Source organism: Bifidobacterium sp. ESL0763 (assembly GCF_029433395.1).
Taxonomy (GTDB): domain Bacteria; phylum Actinomycetota; class Actinomycetes; order Actinomycetales; family Bifidobacteriaceae; genus Bifidobacterium.
In genome coordinates, this window is record NZ_JAQTHW010000002.1 from 1166738 (window position 1) to 1183717 (window position 16980).

At 66.4% G+C, this 16980-nt stretch carries 12 protein-coding genes and 1 other RNA gene; 7 read left to right on the forward strand and 6 right to left on the reverse strand.

The genetic code is table 11. The annotated features are described in order from the left end of the window. Positions 1-18: 18 nt before the first annotated feature. From PT282_RS05605 to PT282_RS05615, 3 genes are all read left to right on the forward strand, one after another. A complete protein-coding gene (locus PT282_RS05605) occupies positions 19-1590 on the forward strand; it encodes a UDP-N-acetylmuramoyl-L-alanyl-D-glutamate--2,6-diaminopimelate ligase (RefSeq protein WP_277168556.1) in 1572 nt (523 codons plus the stop codon). Between the two features lie 148 nt (positions 1591-1738). Continuing rightward, complete coding sequence (locus tag PT282_RS05610) at positions 1739-2983, forward strand: carboxylate--amine ligase (RefSeq protein WP_277168557.1); 1245 nt, start codon at positions 1739-1741, stop codon at positions 2981-2983. Next, positions 2980-3711 (forward strand): aspartate/glutamate racemase family protein, encoded by a 732-nt coding sequence (locus PT282_RS05615; protein WP_277168559.1) that lies wholly within the window; start codon positions 2980-2982, stop codon positions 3709-3711. Before PT282_RS05610 ends, PT282_RS05615 begins: the two co-directional genes overlap by 4 nt. A gap of 225 nt (positions 3712-3936) precedes the next feature. On the opposite strand, the gene PT282_RS05620 is transcribed toward PT282_RS05615, so the two are convergent. Then, positions 3937-7728, reverse strand: a complete 3792-nt coding sequence (locus PT282_RS05620) for an AAA family ATPase (protein WP_277168560.1) — start codon at positions 7726-7728, stop codon at positions 3937-3939. 198 nt (positions 7729-7926) lie between these two features. Further along, on the reverse strand, positions 7927-9543 hold the full coding sequence (locus PT282_RS05625; RefSeq protein WP_277168561.1) for a folylpolyglutamate synthase/dihydrofolate synthase family protein: 1617 nt from the start codon (positions 9541-9543) through the stop codon (positions 7927-7929). Between the two features lie 208 nt (positions 9544-9751). Here PT282_RS05625 and PT282_RS05630 point away from each other — a divergent pair, with 208 nt between their 5' ends. From PT282_RS05630 to PT282_RS05640, 3 genes are all read left to right on the forward strand, one after another. Continuing rightward, positions 9752-11350 carry an aminopeptidase P family protein gene (locus tag PT282_RS05630; RefSeq protein WP_277168562.1) on the forward strand — a complete coding sequence of 533 codons (1599 nt, stop codon included), beginning with the start codon at positions 9752-9754 and terminating at the stop codon, positions 11348-11350. A 294-nt stretch (positions 11351-11644) separates the two neighbouring features. Beyond that, positions 11645-12904: an ROK family transcriptional regulator gene (locus PT282_RS05635; protein WP_277168959.1), complete on the forward strand. Its 1260-nt coding sequence runs from the start codon at positions 11645-11647 to the stop codon at positions 12902-12904. A 13-nt stretch (positions 12905-12917) separates the two neighbouring features. Beyond that, on the forward strand, positions 12918-13817 hold the full coding sequence (locus PT282_RS05640) for a carbohydrate kinase (RefSeq protein WP_277168564.1): 900 nt from the start codon (positions 12918-12920) through the stop codon (positions 13815-13817). Between the two features lie 141 nt (positions 13818-13958). On the opposite strand, the gene PT282_RS05645 is transcribed toward PT282_RS05640, so the two are convergent. The 3 genes from PT282_RS05645 to ssrA all read right to left on the reverse strand — a co-directional run bounded on the left by PT282_RS05645 (position 13959) and on the right by ssrA (position 15314). Beyond that, positions 13959-14288 (reverse strand): type II toxin-antitoxin system YafQ family toxin, encoded by a 330-nt coding sequence (locus tag PT282_RS05645; RefSeq protein ID WP_277168565.1) that lies wholly within the window; start codon positions 14286-14288, stop codon positions 13959-13961. Position 14289: 1 nt separating this feature from the next. Continuing rightward, entirely contained in the window at positions 14290-14547 is a 258-nt protein-coding gene (locus PT282_RS05650) for a hypothetical protein (RefSeq protein WP_277168566.1), read from the reverse strand. Between the two features lie 371 nt (positions 14548-14918). Beyond that, positions 14919-15314: a transfer-messenger RNA gene (gene ssrA, locus PT282_RS05655) on the reverse strand. A 138-nt stretch (positions 15315-15452) separates the two neighbouring features. Between ssrA and dtd the strand changes: the two genes are divergently transcribed. Next, entirely contained in the window at positions 15453-15941 is a 489-nt protein-coding gene (gene dtd, locus PT282_RS05660; RefSeq protein WP_277168567.1) for a D-aminoacyl-tRNA deacylase, read from the forward strand. Between the two features lie 16 nt (positions 15942-15957). Here dtd and PT282_RS05665 read toward each other — a convergent pair whose 3' ends face one another. Beyond that, positions 15958-16896, reverse strand: a complete 939-nt coding sequence (locus PT282_RS05665) for a cell division protein FtsQ/DivIB (RefSeq protein WP_277168568.1) — start codon at positions 16894-16896, stop codon at positions 15958-15960. Positions 16897-16980: the final 84 nt, after the last annotated feature.

Below are 16980 nucleotides of genomic sequence, written 5' to 3' on the forward strand. Positions count from 1 at the left end.
TGGCAAGAAAGGTTCGGTATGGCTTTGAATTTGAGTGAAGCGGTCCGCCTCCTGGACGAGCGCCATCTGCTGCGCGAGATCATCCAGGGTGATCTGTGGTCGCGCGACCCGTCACGTTTCGACGACGCGGAGAAGCCCTTCGCGGCCATCACCTACAACAGCAGGGACGTGCGAGAGGGCACGCTGCTGTGCTGCAAGGGACGGTTCAAGGCGGAATACCTCGACGGCTGCGACGCCCAGGGGCTCGCGACCTACGTCGCCGAGACGCCGTTCGGCGAGCATACCGCCGCCCCCGGCATCATCGTCACCGACATCCGCAAGGCGATGAGCCTGCTCTCCGCGCAGTTCTACGGACGCCCGCAGGAGCGGCTGACGCTCATCGGCATCACCGGCACCAAGGGCAAGACCACCACCGCCTACTTCACCCAGGCCATCCTCAACGCCGCCAGCGACGGCAAGGCGGCCCTCTTCTCCTCGGTCGCCAACTGCCTCGACGGGCACACCTACCGCGATTCCGAGCTGACCACCCCCGAGTCGATGGACGCGCTGCGCATGATGCGCGAGGCGGCGGACAGCGGCATGGAATATCTGGTCATGGAGGTCTCCTCGCAGGCCTACAAGGTCGACCGCGTCTACGGGCTGACCTTCGACGTCGGCGCCTTCCTCAACATCTCCCCCGACCACATCAGCCCCATCGAGCACCCCACCTTCGAGGACTACCTCTATTGCAAGCGCCAGATCGCGTCCAACAGCCGCAGGCTCGTGCTGGGCGCCGACTGCGAGCACGCCGATCTGATCGCCGAGGACGCGAAGGACGCCGGCGTGCCGGTCACCACCTTCGCGCTGCACACTTCCGGGCGCGACGAGGGCACCCCCGCCGACACGGTCGCCTGGCCGGCCGACAGGGACCGCACCGCGTTCCATATCGCCGTCAACGGCGCTTCCGGCGCCACTGGCGGCACGGGCGCCGACACCTTCCGGCTGGCGATGGACGGCGACTTCAACTACGCCAACGCCGCGGCGGCGCTGACCATCGCCTCCCTGGCCGGCGCGGACCTCACCGACGCGAAGGTGGCCCACGCCATGGAGGGCATCCGCATCGAGGGGCGCATGGAGCGCTTCGAGGACAGCCACGGCGAGAACGTGGCCATCGTCGACTTCGCCCACAACTTCGCCAGCGTCTCGGCCCTGATCGACTTCGCGCAGGAACGCTACGGCTCGCGCCACCCGCGCATCACCCTGGTCAGCGGATCGGCCGGCGGCAAGGCCGTGGACCGCAGGCAGGGCATCGTCGAGGCGGCGCAGCACCGCGCCGACCGCATCATCCTCACCACCGACGACCCGGACCGCGAGCGCCCCGAGGACATCTGCCAGGCCATGCTCTCCTTCGTCGACGACCCGCATGTCGAGGCGGGCATCGTCCTCGACCGCGCGAAGGCCGTCGAGACCGCAATCGCCGAGGCCCGCGCCCACGATGGCTTCGACGTGATCCTCGTGGTCGGCAAGGGCGAGGAGCAGTGGCTCAAGGTCGACGGCGGGCACGCCCCCTACGAGGGCGACACCAACGTCGTCACCAGGATGTTCGCATGAGCGCGGCCGCGACGCTCGACGTCTCCTAGCGCCGGCCGCGGCCCGGAACCGCGCACGCGCCAATGCGCCGGCGCGCAAACGTGCCCTTCCCGCGCCGATACGCCGCCATCATCCATCGAAAGCAACGTTGAAGAGGTAATCTACAGTCATGAAGCAATTCCAGCCGGTATTACTGGGCAGCGACATCAACGCCTATGGCATGGCCAGGGCCTTCCACGAGGCCTATGGCATCGTCTCCACGGCCTTCGCGCACTTCCAGCTCGCACCCACCCGTTTCAGCAGGATCGTCGACGTGCACATCGTCGAGGGGTTCGGCGAGGCCAAGACCTTCCGCCGCACGCTGGTCGACTACGCGAAATCGATGAGGGAGAGCCACCCCGGCACCGTGCTGCTGCTCATTCCCTGCGGCGACGTCTACGCCAACCTGCTGAGCGCCTGCCGGCAGGACCTCGAGCCCTACTACGTCTTCAACACGCTCGACCCGGCGCTCAACAGGCAGCTGAGCTACAAGAACACCTTCTACCAGACCTGCGAGCGCTACGGGCTGCCCTACCCGAAGACCAAGGTGCTCACTGCCGAGGGCGTGGCCCACAAGGAGTACGAGGACCTGCCCTTCGACTTCCCCATCGCCATGAAACCGGCCGATTCCGCCGCCTGGCTCGACATCGACTTCCCGGGCCGCAAGAAGGCCTTCGTCATCGAGACGCCCGACGAGCTCGACCTGCTGATCAACCTGGCCTACGACGCCGGCTACCAGGCCGAGATGGTGCTGCAGGACTTCATCCCCGGTGACGACAGCCACATGCGTGTGCTCAACGCCTACGTCGACAGGCACCACCGTGTGCGCATGATGTTCCTCGGCCACCCGCTGCTGGAGGACCCGACCCCGGAGGCCGTGGGCAACTACGCGGCCATCATCCCCGACTTCAACGAGGAGATCTGCCTCAAGATCAAGGCGTTCCTCGAGGACGTCGGCTATGAGGGCGTCGCCAATTTCGACATGAAATACGACGAGCGCGACCAGACCTACAAGCTTTTCGAGATTAACCTGCGTCAGGGCCGTTCCAGCTATTTCGTGACGCTCAACGGGTGCAACCTCGCCAGGTACTTCGTCGAGGACCTCGTGGAGGACTCCGCCTTCGACGGCAAGACCGTCATCGGCCGCGGCGACAGGCTCTGGATGGAGATTCCGCGCTCGATCTTCCGCGACTACGTGGTGGAGGGCGACGACAAGAAGCGCGGCCTGGAGATGATCGCCCGGGGCGACTGGGGCACCACCCTGGAGTACCGCAAGGACATGAATCCCATGCGCTGGCTGCTGATCCGCCACATGTTCTCGATCTACCAGAAGCGCTACGCGCAGTTCTTCAAGCAGAAGGCGGACCTGAAATGAACAAGCCGTTCTTCGCCGTCATCGGCGGCATGGGCACGCTCGCCACCGAGTCCTACATCAGGCTGGTCGACAGGCTGACCGGCGCGCGCGACGACCAGGAGTTCCTGGACTACGTCGTCTTCAACGACGCCTCGGTGCCCGACCGGACGGCGTTCATGCTGGGCGACAGCGCGGACGACCCCTTCCCCGTCATCGCCGACGACATCGCCAAGGCCACGGCCATCGGCGCCAGCTTCATCACCATCCCCTGCAACACCGCGCACTTCATGCTGCCGCGTTTCCAGGAGCTCACCGAGGTGCCGATCCTGAACATGCTCACCGGCGCCGTCGAGCGGATGAAGGCGACCCTGCCGGTGGCGACGCACCCGCGCGTGGGCTTCATGGGCACCGAGGGCTCCCGGCATTCCGGGCTCTACCAGCGTGAGATCGAGGCGGCCGGCTACACCTTCGTCGAGCCGGATGACACCCTGCAGAAACGCATCGACTCGCTGATCTACGACGACGTGAAAAGCGGCGGTCCGCTGAGCCAGGAACGCTACCGCACCGTCATCGACACGTTCCTCGATCCGGTGGCGTCCGGCGGCTACGGCTGCGACATCGTGGTGTTGGGCTGCACCGAGCTCTCGGTCTTGAACGAGGCCTTCCCCCTGCCGCAACTGCCGATCATCGACGCCCAGACCATCCTCGCCGAGGACACGGTGGCCCGTGCCAAGGCGCTGCGCCATTAATTCCGTTCCCCAATTAATATCCGCGCCGCAGTTAATATCCGCTCCCCCAAATAAAGAGTAGCGAATAACCATCGCTAAACTAGACGCAACGTAGCATACCAAAGTAGTGTGTTCTCGAAATATGCGATGTTCGACCGTATGACTTGGCCGAGCGGCCCGGAGCGTGTCGAACATCGTATATTTTGAGAACACACGGTACGCAAAGTATCTAAAAAATCGTTACCGCTACTCTTGCTCCAACTTTTGGCTCACCACCGCCGTGACTCCGTCGGAGCGCATCGTCACGCCGTAGAGCGCGTCGGCGATGGCCATGGTGCGCTGCTGGTGGGTGATGACGATGAGTTGGGCGTGCCGGCGCAGGTCGTTGAACGCGTTGATCAGGCGGGTGAGGTTGATGTCGTCGAGGGCGGCCTCCACCTCGTCCATCACGTAGAACGGGCTGGGGCGCGCGGTGAAGATGGCGAAGAGCAGCGCCAGCGCCGTCAACGAGCGTTCGCCGCCGGAGAGCAGGCTCAGCTGCTTGACGCGCTTGCCCGCGGGGCTCGCCTCGACGATGACGCCCGTGGTGAGCAGGTCGTCGGGGTCCTCCAGGCGCAGCCGCCCCTTGCCGCCGGGGAAGAGCGTGGCGAAGACCTTCTCGAAGGCGACCGCCGTGTCGTCGAAGGCGTTCTTGAACACCTCGATCATGGTGTGGTCGAGGTCCTTGATGAGCTTCAGCAGGTCGTCGCGGCTCTTGGCCACGTCGTTGCGCTGGTCGTTGAGGTACTGGTTGCGCGTCTCTAGAGCGTCGAACTCCTCGGCCGCCAGCGGGTTGACCTTGCCCAGCGCCTTCAGGTCGCGCTCGGCCTTCTTGAGGCGCTTCTCCTGCTCGGCGCGGACGTAGGGCACCGTCTGGTAGCGCGAGATGTCGAACGTCCTGCGGGGCGCGTCGTCACCAGCGCCGGCTGCGGTATCGTCGTCACCGTCGCCGTCCAGTTCACCGCCACGATCGGATGTGTCATCGCCGGCAACGGCCATCCCGGGCGTCTCGGCCACGACGGCGCCGGCAGCGGAACCAGAACCGGCCATGCCGGCATCCCCGGCTTCGCCCTCATCGTTGTCCGTTCCTTCAATCGGCACCGGATGACCCTCGTCGTCGAGCACCGGCACCGGCCTGTCGGGGCCGTATTCGTCGACCAGCGCCTTCAGCCCCATGCCCAGGGTGTCGGAGACCTTCTGCTCAATCTGGCCGTACCGCGCCGCCAGCCGCTCGCGGTTGACGTCGAGCTCGTGTTCGCGCCGCTGCAGCTGCGCCACCTTCGGCTCCTGCCCGTCGCGCTGGGCGCGCAGCGTCTTGAGTTCCGCGTCGTGGCTCGAGGCGGCCTTGGAGAGCTCGTCGCGCCTGGCGACCACGGTTTCGAGCTCGGAGGCGACCAGGGCGGCCATGCCCCGGGCGTCCGCGGCGATCTGACGGTCGTGACGCTGCTGGCGCTCGCGCTTGTCGTTGAGGGCCTTCATCCTCGCCCGCCTGGCGACCGCCTCGTTCGACTGGTCGTGCAGCAGGCCGGCCTGGCGTTCGAGCGAATCGGCCTTGCGGCTGGCGTCGTTGAAGACGATCTTGGCCGAGACCTCCTGCTCGCGCGCCTTGTCGAGCGTGGTCTCCAAGTCGCGCACGCGCCGGTCCAGGTCGTCGAAATCGTCGTCGCCGGCGTCGCTGTGCTCCGCCTTGTCCAAGGCCTGCCTCAGGTCCTCGAGCTTGAGCTGGTGGGTCGCCCGCTCGTCGTCGGAACGTTTGATCCTCTCGTCGAGCCCGCTCATCTGGCGTTCGAACTGCCGGACCCGCTCCTCGACGCTGTTGAGGTTCTTGCGCGCCTGGTCGGCCTTGACCTTGGCCTGGATGCGCTGTTGCGACTGGCGGTCGACCTCGAGCCGGGCCGCCTCGAGCGCCTTGCTCGCCTTTTCGATCTTCGGCCTAATCGCTTCGGCCTCGCCTTCGAGCCGGGCCGCCTGCGCGCCCGCCTTGTCGCGCCGGGCGGCCAGCGACAGGTCGCTCTGCGAGCGTGACGAGCCGCCGATGGCGCCCACGGCGTTGACCACCTCGCCGTCCTCGGTGACGGCCTGGGCGAAACGGTGGTCCTTCAGGGCTCCGAGCGCGGCGTCCATATCGGGCACCGCGGCCACGTCGGCGAGCAGCAGGCGCACCGCGGCCACGACGCTGGAAGCGAAGCCTTGGTCCTTGGCGGACGGGTTGACGCCGATCAGCGCGGCCGCACATGTCGGTTGGCCGTCATCGGCCTTGGCGTCGATACCTTCATCGCCGGCTCCGGCACCTTCCGCCAGCGGGTGCAGCACGACGGCCTGGCCGAGCTTGCCCTCGCTCGCCCGCCTCAGGGCCTCGACCATGTTGGATTCGCCGGGCACCACGATGGCGCTGGCGAACTGGTCGAGCGCGTGGGCGACGGCCTCCTCCCAGCCGTCCTCGACATGGATGAAGTCGGCGAGCCGGCCCAGGGCGGCCACCGCGTCGTCGTGTTCGAGCTCGCCGGAGGCGTTGCGGCTTTCCAGTGTCTCGTTCAACGCGTCGGCCTTGGCCTTCAATGCCGTCACCTTGGCGGTGGCCGCACGCAGCTGCTCCCGCAGGGCGTCCAGCTCCTCCTGGCGCCGGTGCATCGCATCCTTCGCCTCTTCGAGGTCGGTGGCCGCATCGTCCCCGCCGGTTGCCTCGGTCTCGCGCTGCAGGGCGGTGCGTTGGGCCTCGGCGTCATCGCGCTGTTTGGCGACGGACTCGCGTTGGGCGTTGAAATCCTTGGAGCGGCTGGCGGCCAGGTCGATGGCCGACTCCTCGCGCGCGGCCAGCTCGCGCAGGTTGGCGACCTGGGAGGTGTGCTCCTGGGCGGCCTTGCGCAGCTGGGTGAGGGTCTGGCGTGCGGCGGCGAGCTGCTTCTCGTCGTCGGCGCGGGTCTCGGTGGCCTTGTCGTAGGCCAGGCGCATGTCGTCGACGGCCTTGCGCTGCTCGGCGGCCTGCCCGTCGAGCTCCTTGGCGCGCGACTCCAGGATGTCGGGGTCCTCGCCGAAGTTCGTGATCATCTGGCCGGCCAGCGAGCGGGCGCGCTCGTCGGCGAGCGAGGCCAGGGAGCGGAAGCGCTCCTCGATGCCCGAAAGCTCGTGCCAGATGTCGTTGATCCGGGCCATCTCGGGGCTCGACTTGGAGCTCAGCGCCTCGATCTGCTCGATCTGCACCTTGACCTGGGCCAGCTCGCGCTGCGCGGCCTCCAGCTGGTGGCGCACCTCCCCCAGCTCGCCCCGCAGCTCGGCGCGGCTGGCCATGGAGCGTTGCGCGTCCTCGGCGAAGATCCTCGCACGCGCGTCACGCAGGGAGATCTGGATGCTGGCGGCGCGACGGGAGATCTTGGCCTGGCGGCCCAGCGGGCCCAGCTGGCGGTGGATCTCGCGCAGCAGGTCGTCGGTGCGGGCGAGGTTGCCTTCGGCCCGCTTGAGCTTGCGCAGCGCGCGTTCCTTGCGCTTGCGGTGCTTGAGCACGCCGGCGGCCTCCTCGATGAAGGCGCGGTGGCCGGCCGGATCGGCCTTGAGGATCTCGTCGAGCCTGCCCTGCCCGACGATGACGTGCATCTGCTGGCCCAGGCCGGTGTCGCTCAGCAGCTCCTGGATGTCCAGCAGCCTGCAGGGCGAGCCGTTGATGGCGTATTCACTGCCGCCGTTGCGGTAGATGGTGCGGCTGATGGTCACTTCGGTGTAGTCGATGTTGAGCGTGCCGTCGGTGTTGTCGATCGTCAGGCTCACCTGCGCGCGGCCCAACGGCGGGCGCGAGGAGGTGCCGGCGAAGATGACGTCCTCCATGGAGGTGCCGCGCAGGTTCTTGGCGCCCTGCTCGCCCATCACCCAGGTCAGCGCGTCGACGATGTTGGATTTGCCGGAGCCATTGGGACCGACCACGGCGGTGATGCCCGGCTCGAAGCGCAGCGTGGTGGCGGAGGCGAAGGACTTGAAGCCCCTAAGCGTCAATTCCTTGAGATACATCGATGATGGCTTCCTTTGCTCTTCCCGCTCCGCCCGGGCGCCTTCATACGGCGCTTCCGCTTTCCCTAGCCATCATACCGTCTGGGGCAACCCAACAAACCGTCCATTCATGACACAACTGCGACGAAAAGCACGGAAACCGGCACGAAAACATGCTTTTCGTCGCGTCGGCCGAGGAGCTTTCCCACGGGCCTTGGCTTATTCGGCGGCCTTGCCGGCCTGGCTGTTGGCGTGGTGGCGCAGTTGCTCGGCGGTGGCGCCCGGCTCGGTCTCGTTGGCGAACGGCACCTGCTTCACCCCGAAATCGCCGAACGCGTCGCCGAAGACCTCGGAGACGATGTCCTCGTCGTCATCCTTGGCCGCCGCGGCGGCGTCGGTGGCGTCCTTCGCCTTGCCGGCCACGCGCTGGGCCTTGGGCAGGGCGAGCTCGGGGTTCTTGCGCTCGGCCAGCAGCGTGCGGGCGTCGCCGGCGGTGACGAAGCTGCCGCAGATCAGCACCCCGTGGCCGTAGCCCACGCCCAGCTCGTCGTTCTCGTCGACCAGGTCGACGGCCCTCTGGATGGCGTCCGGCAGCTCGTCGATGCGGGTGACCCGGTCGCGCCCGAAGACACCCACGGCGATCTTCTCGAGCTGCTCGGCGGGCATGACGCGCTCGCGCCACGAGTTCTCGGTGACGATCAGCTGGCTCAGGATCGGCTCGAGGGTGCCGAGGTACTCCTCGACCTGCTTGTCCTTCATCATGGCGACCACACCGACCAGCTGCTCGAAGTGATAGTTCTCCTCGATGGCCGCGCGCAGCGATTCGGCGGCGTTGACGTTGTGGCCGCCGTCGACGATGATGGTCGGCGAGGTGCGCACCTGCTCGATGCGCCCGGGGATCCGCACCCCGCCCAGCGCCTCGGAGACGACCTCCTCGGTGAGCCTGCCGGCCACGGGGATGACCGTCTCTGCCGCCGCGAGCGCCGCCAGCGCGTTGTGGGCCTGGTGCTCGCCGAACTTGGCGACGGGGATGTCCCTGTAGGTGCCGTTGGGCGTGCGCAGGGTGACCACCTGGCCGCCGACCGCAGGCTGACGCGAGACAACCTCCATCTCCTCGCCGTCGCGCACCATGGTGGCGTGCGCCTTGACGGCCGCCGCCTCGAGCACGGGCATGACCTCGGCCTCGTGGGGCTGGGCGCCGATGATGGCGGTGGACTCGTGCTTGATGATGCCGGCCTTCTCGGCGGCGATCTTGGCGGGGGTGTCGCCCAGCCACTGCATGTGGTCCATGTCGACCGGGCCGATGATGGCGGCGTCGCCGTTGAGGGCGTTGGTGGCGTCCCAGCGCCCGCCCATGCCGACCTCGAAGACGGCCACGTCGACCGGCGCGTCGGCGAACTTCCAGACGGCCATCGACGTCAGGATCTCGAAGTAGCTCATCGGCGCCTTGCCGTCGGCCTCCATCCTGGCGTCGACCAGGGCCACGAAGTCCTTGATCTGCATCCAGGTGTCGATGAAGTCGTCGTCGCTCAGCTGCTGGCCGTCCACGGCGATGCGCTCGTTGATCTTCTGCAGGTGCGGGGAGGTATAGAGGCCGGTGCGCATGCCGTAGGCGCGGCAGATGGCCTCGGCCATGCGGGCGGTGGAACCCTTGCCGTTGGTGCCGGTGATGTGGATGACGCGGAACGTGTCCTCGGGATGGCCCAGCAGGTCGAGCATCATGGCCATGACCTCCAGGTCGTGGTCCAGGGCCTCATGCGTGGTGCGCCGGCGCATGATCTCGCGCTCGACCTCCCGGATGGTGATCCCGTTGGTGTGTGGATGCTCGAATGACATAAGACCTCGTTAGTCGCTGGAACGCTTGGAAAACAACGGTCCCCATTCTAGGCAACGGTGCCGCCAGCGCTATGCCCCGCGAGGAACGCCCGGCGCGCCCACGCCCTCTGGCCTTCCCGCCGGCGTGCCGCGGCGTGGAAGCGGGCCTGAAGACGGGTACGCGGGCCACTAGGATGGAGGCATATCCATTCATCGACCAGGAGAGGACATGAGCGAAGTCGTGACGAGCAAGGACAGGGAATACGAGGCACAGGAAATGGCGCAGGCGCCGGGAGCCGACCAGCCGATGGCCGACAGGACGAACAACCGCACGCTGCGGCCGACCACCTCGAAGAAATTCGCGGAGTTCATGAAGACCGGCTGGGAGGACCAGGAGCCCGAGATCAAACCGCTGGAATCCAGCAGGTTCATCGGCGCGCGCCTCAAGGCACTGGGCAAGCGCTTCGAAGGCGAACGCATCGTCATCCCCGCCGGCCAGCCCAAGACGCGCAACAACGACGACGACTACGCCTTCCGCCCGAACACCGAGTTCTCCTATTACACCGGGCTCGGCCAGGACTACGAGGCCGGCGCCGTGCTCGTCCTGAACCCGGTCGACCCCGACTCCCCCGAGGCGAAGGCCGGCGCGACCCACACCCCCGAGCTCTTCGTCGCGCCCCGCGCCGACAACAGCACCGAGGCCTACTACGCCGACGCGCACTACGGCGAGTACTGGGTCGGCCCCCGCGCCGGCCTGAAGGAGCTCAACGCGATGACCGGCATCGCCACCCACGACATCGCCCAGCTGCCCGACGCCCTGGGCAAGGACGTCGGCGCCGAGGCCGGGGCGGTGCACATGCGCGTCATCCGCCTGGCCGACCCGCAGATGACCGACGAGGTCGAGGGTGTGCGCGAGGCCAACGGCTTCCCCGATCCGGACGCCAACGAGAAGGCCGACGACGAGCTGCAGGAGTTCGCCTCGACCGCGCGTATGGTCAAGGACTCCTACGAGGTCGGCGAGATCCGCAAGGCCGTGGCCGCCACCAAGCACGGCTTCGACCGCATCCTCACCCGCCTGCCCGAGGCCGTGGGCAAGCCGCGCAGCGAGCGCATGCTGGAAGGCGAGTTCAACGCCGTCTCGCGCGAGGAGGGCAACACGGTGGGCTACGACACCATCATCGCCTCCGGCGAGCACGCGCCCATCCTGCACTGGATGCGCAACACCGGCGTCGTGGGCCACGGCGAGATGCTGCTGATCGACGCGGGCATCGAGGTCGACAGCCTCTACACCGCCGACATCACCCGCACCTTCCCGGTGGACGGCAAGTTCACCCCGCTGCAGAAGAAGATCTACCAGGCCGTGCTCGACAGCCAGCAGGCCGGTTTCGAGGCCGCCAAGCCCGGCGCCACCTACTCCGACATCCACCATGCCTGCATGCGCGTCATCGCGCAGAAACTGCACGACTGGGGCATCCTGAAGGTCGACGTGGAGGAATCGCTCTCCCCCTTGGGCCAGCAGCACCGCCGTTGGCTCGCCTGCGGCGTGGCGCACCATCTGGGACTCGACGTGCACGACTGCGCGCAGGCACGCTACGAGTCCTACCAGGGTGCGAAAATCACGCCGGGCATGGTCTTCACCATCGAGCCGGGCCTCTACTTCGCCAAGAACGACCTGCTGCTGCCCCCGGAGATGCGCGGCATCGGCGTGCGCATCGAGGACGACGTCTTGATGACCGAGGACGGGCCCGAGTGGATCTCGAAGGACATCCCGAAGCAGATCTCGGACGTGGAGGAGTGGATGGCGCAGCGCGCGGCTGTCAGGAAGTAGGTCTTCTTCTTTAGCGTTCTCTTCCCATCGTGGGGGAGGTAAAAATATGTGTTGTCCGACACGCTCCGGGCCGCTCTGGCCAAGTCTTTACGGTCGGACAACACATATTTTTACCTCCCCCACTACGTATTGATGTCAGCAGGGGCTTATTCGGAACGCGCTGCGGGGTTTGGGGAAGCGGATAGAGAAACGGGTTGATTTTTTCGTTAACTTGGTTAATATATGAAGAACGTTAATTGAGTGTCGGTCACCGCGGGCGGCACCATGGCCCAAGGAGGTGTCGCTATGCAACCCATGTCGCCACGCACCTCGCCCTCGCTCTCCCAGGTCTCCCGCCGGGACGTGTCGGAATCGAACCGGTCGCATGTGCTCTGGCACCTCTACCGGCACGGGGTCGCCTCGCGCGCGCGGATCGCCGAGGCGCTGGGGCTCACCCCCGCCGCCATCACCAAGATCACCGCGCGCCTCATCTCCTCCGGGCTCATCGCCGAGACGGGCGACATCGAGGGCAGCCGTCGCCGCCGCTCGATAGGCCTGGCCCTCAACACCGAACGCTTCCACTTCATCGGCGTGAAATTCGCCCGCAGCCTCGTCGAGGTCGGCGTCTTCGACCTGGCCGGCGGGCGCATCAGCCTCATCGACCTGCCGGACGTCGCCGACGACACCGTGGGCGAGGCCGTCGCCGCGATCCACCGCACCATCGACCGGCTGCTGGCCGGAGACGAACGGATCGTCGCCATCGGCATGGCCGTCCCCGGCCCCTACCTGCGCCAGACGGGACGCACGGCGCTTGTCTCGTCGATGCCCCATTGGCGCGACATCGACTTCATCGAGGAGTTCGCGCAGGGCTCCCCCGTCCCCGTCATCATCGAGCAGGACGCGCGCGCCGGAGCCTTGGCGCAGCGGCTCTTCGGCGAGCCGGACGGCACGGGCAGCCTGGCCTACTACCTGCTGGGCGAGGGCGTCGGTCTGGGCGTGATCGAGAGCGGCAGGCTCGTCAACGGCAGCCTCGGCGCGGCCACCGAGCTCGGCCACGTCTCCATCGACGTAAACGGCAGGCCCTGCGAATGCGGCAACGTCGGCTGCCTCGAGCGCTACTGCTCGGCCGGCGCCATCCACGAGCAGATCGACCGGCGGGGCCTCGTGCCCGGCTCGCGCTCGATGACCCACCGCCAGGCCTGCGAGCGCCTCTTCGAGGCCTCGGAACGGGGCGATGAGGGTGCGCGGGAGCTGGTCCGGCAAGTCGGCCGGTACGCGGGCTACGGCTGCGTGACGATATGCAACGCCTTCAACCCCAGCCGCATCGTCATCGGCGACATCGGCGCGATGGGCGGCGATGTCCTGCTCGACGCGGTCCGCGCGACGGTGGCCGAACGGGTCATCCCCCAGATCGCCGACGCCACCGACATCTCGCTTTCGGCCCTGCCGACCGACGCCACCGTGCTGGGCGCCGCGGCCGCGGCCATCACCGAATTTTTGGACCATCCGATGCGTTTCGCCGGCATCCCCGGCGCACGCACGGGCACGGGGCGCCGCAAGACGCCCAGGAACTAGGAAAGGACCACTCATGGCCAAACCAATCGTCGTATCCCTGGGAGAGCTGCTCTGGGACATGTTGCCCGGCGGCAAGCGCGCCGGCGGCGCACCGGTGAACTTCGCCTACCATGCCGCGATGAACGGGGCGGAGGGCCACGCGATCAGCGCCGTGGGCGAGGACGAGCTGGGCGACGAGCTCATCGAGGCCACCAAGGAGTCCGGCGTCGACTCCATCATCCAGCGCAACGCCTGGCCCACCTCCACCGTGGAGGTCATGCTCAAGAACGGCATCCCCGAATACACCATCGTCAAGGGCGTGGCCTGGGACCACATCCTCTACACGCGCGAGCTGATCGCGATGGTGGAGCGGGCCGACGCGATCTGCTACGGCACGCTCGCCCTGCGCAGCCAGGAGTCGCACGACACCATCATCGAGCTGCTGAAGCACGCCAAGCCGACCTCGATGCGCTTCTTCGACATCAACATCCGCGGCGACCACTATTCCAAGGAGCTGATCGACGAGCTGCTGGGCTACGCCACGGTCTTCAAGATCAACGACGCCGAGCTGCTGCTCCTGCAGGACATGTTCGACATCCGCGGCACCTCCGACGAGCAGGCATGCCAGTGGTTCATGGACCGCTATGGGCTCAGCTACGTGATCCTGACCGCCGGGGCGACCTTCAGCACCATCGTCGCCAAGGACGGCGAGAGCTCCACGCTCGACACCCCGCGCGTCGACGTGGTCGACACCGTGGGCGCCGGCGACTCGTTCTCCGGCACGTTCACCTCCAAGGTGCTCACCGGCTCCTCGCTGGCCGAGGCGCACCGGGCCGCCGTCAACACCGCGGCCTTCGTCTGCACCCAGAACGGCGCCTGGCCCACCTACCCCGAGCGTATCCCCGACTATCTGGCCGAGGAGGCCAAGGGCTGAGGGCGGACACGCACCAACGCATGGAAAACGCCACCGAGGGGCAACCCCTCTGGTGGCGTTTTCGTTTTTTGGAGAGACTCGAGGTATTTGAGCAAGTCTCCCGTCAGAGTCTCAAGATTGGACGGGCGGCAAAACCAGCGTTCACCGGGCATCTCCTTTCGGCCACTCGCGTCCGAACCGGCCCGTCGTCAGCTCGGCGTGGGTGCAGATGCGGCGCATGGTGACCGACGCCTTCGGCTTGGCCGGAGTGTAGAGGACGAGGACGTCATCGCGCAGATGGAACTCCACGCAGCCGTTGTACAATCCACCGGGATTGTCGAGGATATGAGGCCGGTAACCATCCGGCACACGGCCTTCCACCTGCAGCTCGTCCACCATGAGATCGCGCAGCTCCTCGACGCACGCACGGTCATAGCGCTTGAGCCTGCGAAGGTCTGCCAGGAACGCGGCCGAATAGTAGACCTCCAACATGTCAGTCCTCCGCAAGAAGAGAGTCGAACAGTCTCCGGGACTCCTCGGGCGTACGGCACACCACATCGCCCGGCAGTGGGTGCATGGCCCGCCAGTCGGACTGCTCAGGCGTCAGTCCCCTCATGCCCTTTTCGGCGGCCATGACTTCGATGTACATGTTCAGGTCATTGACCAGCGTGCTCCCGTTGTCCCTCGCCTCCTGGTCAGCGAGGTGGTATTGCTCGTCATCGACGGGCAGATTAATCGTCACTGTTGCCATGCCAGGCTCCTTCCAAATCCTCGATATCGCGAGCGTCCACTACCCGACATTCTAAAGACATCGGATTCGACTTCTTCCAGCTTACGCTTACGGCATCTCCTCCAGCGTCCTACTGTCCGACATCAACATCATCACACGGCGACAGGGCTTCCTTGCCTCGCCCAACGGCATCGCACGGACATCACTTCGCCGAATCCTCCATTCACATGAGCTCATTCGTTTAAACGGACGAATTCCCGCCACTCCGATTACCACCCCAAGTACCACCTGAACATGCCCAGACGGTTTTCGTAAGCCCTTTCCCCGAACCCACGGGAACCTTGCGATTCCAACGAAAAAGGGACTTCCGAATCGCTTCGGAAGCCCCTTGTCAGTGGAGATGCGGGGAATTGAACCCCGGTCCGATGGCCGAACCCTCAGTCTTCTACGTGCGTAGTCCGCTGGCCGTATGGCGATTTTTCTGCCCCCATCCGTGTCGCGGACGATGGATGGCGAGCATATCCGCAGTAAAAGTCCCTGAGTCACCCTGTGGCGCGATGGCTCAAGCAAGTCCTCTAATGACGCCCAGCATCCTCCCGAAGACGAGAAGGAGTGGACGGAGCAGCAAGCTCACTGGTTAATCCTGGCGCGAAGCTCAGGCAGCGAGTGCGAACTCAGTGCGATTAGATTTAGCACTTGTTGTTTCGTGGAGGTCATCTCGAGAGGACTCCACATTCTCGGCACGCTTCCCTGCGACGAACAGGTCACCGTCGAAACCGATCATCCCCAATCTTGAATTATCAAGCCCCGGCTCTCACCGGACTTTTCATGATACCGCCGCTCAGCGACGAAAGCGCGCGAACGTGGCTGAAAGCGTAACGGGGGGCCACGGCGCCCACTCCCCCGCTCCGGCTAGACTGGACGGCATGAGAATCGTGTTGCAGAAAGTCAGCGAGGCCGGCGTCGACGTGCTCGACGAGGCCACCGGAAAGCAGGACCCCACCTTCGAGCCGAAGCACATCGGCATCGGCTACATGCTGCTGGTGGGCGTGGCCGACACCGACGGCGACGAGCAGATCCGCTGGCTGGTCCACAAGATCGCCAACCTGCGCGTCTTCGAGGACGAGGCGGGCAAGATGAACCTGTCGCTCAAGGACGTGGGCGGCGCCATCCTCTCGATCTCGCAGTTCACGCTCTTCGCCAACGTGCGGCGCGGCAACCGGCCGAGCTTCATCGATGCGGGCGAGCCGACGCATGCCGAACGGGTCTGGCACGAGTTCGACGACGCGCTGCGCGCCGAGGGCCTTGAGGTGCAGGAGGGGCGCTTCGGCAGCCACATGCGTGTGACGCTGACCAACGACGGCCCGGTGACGATCGTCTTCGACACCGACGAGCTGATGGCCAAGCACAAGTAGACCACCAGGCCAGCCGCTATTTGATGATGGGGTGCAGCGGCGCGGAGACGTCGATCTGGTGCTTGTCGCCGATCTTGCTCGGGTCGTTGCCGATTTTGTCGACCACTGCCTTCTTGAGCTTCATCTGCGAGGAATCGCCCCAGATGATGACGCGGTCGCCGCCGTTGAGCTCGGTGGTCACCGAATCCTGGGTCTTGGCCTCGACCTTGGTGACGCTGTGGCGCATCTGCGCGGGCATCTGGTTGAGCACGCGCACCGCCTGCTGCACCGCGCGGCTGCTCAGGCCCGAGCCCACGCGTTTGACCTCGATGACGGGGATGCCCTGCGCCGAGACGTTGCCCACGGAGTTGAGCACGCGGCCCTGGCCGTCCACCGCGACCATGTTGCCATTGCGGGTGCGCAGCATGGCGGCGGGTTCCTGGGCCACGACGCTGACGCCGAGACCCTGCGGGAACTCCTTCTTCACCTTGGCCTGCGAGACGCCGGGTATCGCCGTGAGCTGCTTGGTCACCTCCGAGGAGGAGACCAGGAACAGCGACTTACCGGACTGCTTGCGGGCGATGGAGACGATCTGCTGCCTGCCGACCCACTTGTTCTGCCCGGAAACCTCGATCTGGTTGCCGTCGAGCAGGAACACCGGCGAGAAGAACAGGAACCAGGCGAGCGCGGCCACGCCGGCGAGCGCGACGACGGAGACGAGCGCCTTGCGCACCACCACCATCCGCCTGGCGTGCTTGTGCTCCTTGAGGCGCGCGTTGAAATCGACCACCTTGGGGCGCGCGGCCACGCCCAGCATGTTCGTGGTCTCGCCCAGGGTCTTGGCGATGAGGTCCTCGCCCTGGAGCTCCCTGGCGTCGACGAATCCGCCCGGCGCGCTGCGGGAGCGCCGTTTGCCGGCCGAGGAGACCGAGCGCGGCCCGCCCTTGGCGCCGGTGGCGCGTCGGGTGGCGCGCATCGACCTTGCGGACCTGCGGCGGGTCGTCACCTTCCCTGAAGAACCCGTCGAACGGCCCGTGCGTGTGGAACGGCCAGTGCGCGA

What these genes read in the sequence shown, in the direction of transcription:
- PT282_RS05605 (WP_277168556.1), top strand. Translation starts at nt 19, where the DNA reads ATGGCTTTGAATTTGAGTGAAGCGGTCCGCCTCCTGGACGAGCGCCAT.
- PT282_RS05630 (WP_277168562.1), top strand. Translation starts at nt 9,752, where the DNA reads ATGAGCGAAGTCGTGACGAGCAAGGACAGGGAATACGAGGCACAGGAA.
- PT282_RS05625 (WP_277168561.1), bottom strand. Translation starts at nt 9,543, where the DNA reads ATGTCATTCGAGCATCCACACACCAACGGGATCACCATCCGGGAGGTC.
- PT282_RS05620 (WP_277168560.1), bottom strand. Translation starts at nt 7,728, where the DNA reads ATGTATCTCAAGGAATTGACGCTTAGGGGCTTCAAGTCCTTCGCCTCC.
- PT282_RS05640 (WP_277168564.1), top strand. Translation starts at nt 12,918, where the DNA reads ATGGCCAAACCAATCGTCGTATCCCTGGGAGAGCTGCTCTGGGACATG.
- PT282_RS05635 (WP_277168959.1), top strand. Translation starts at nt 11,645, where the DNA reads ATGTCGCCACGCACCTCGCCCTCGCTCTCCCAGGTCTCCCGCCGGGAC.
- PT282_RS05665 (WP_277168568.1), bottom strand. Translation starts at nt 16,896, where the DNA reads ATGCGCGCCACCCGACGCGCCACCGGCGCCAAGGGCGGGCCGCGCTCG.
- PT282_RS05650 (WP_277168566.1), bottom strand. Translation starts at nt 14,547, where the DNA reads ATGGCAACAGTGACGATTAATCTGCCCGTCGATGACGAGCAATACCAC.
- PT282_RS05615 (WP_277168559.1), top strand. Translation starts at nt 2,980, where the DNA reads ATGAACAAGCCGTTCTTCGCCGTCATCGGCGGCATGGGCACGCTCGCC.
- PT282_RS05610 (WP_277168557.1), top strand. Translation starts at nt 1,739, where the DNA reads ATGAAGCAATTCCAGCCGGTATTACTGGGCAGCGACATCAACGCCTAT.
- dtd (WP_277168567.1), top strand. Translation starts at nt 15,453, where the DNA reads ATGAGAATCGTGTTGCAGAAAGTCAGCGAGGCCGGCGTCGACGTGCTC.
- PT282_RS05645 (WP_277168565.1), bottom strand. Translation starts at nt 14,288, where the DNA reads ATGTTGGAGGTCTACTATTCGGCCGCGTTCCTGGCAGACCTTCGCAGG.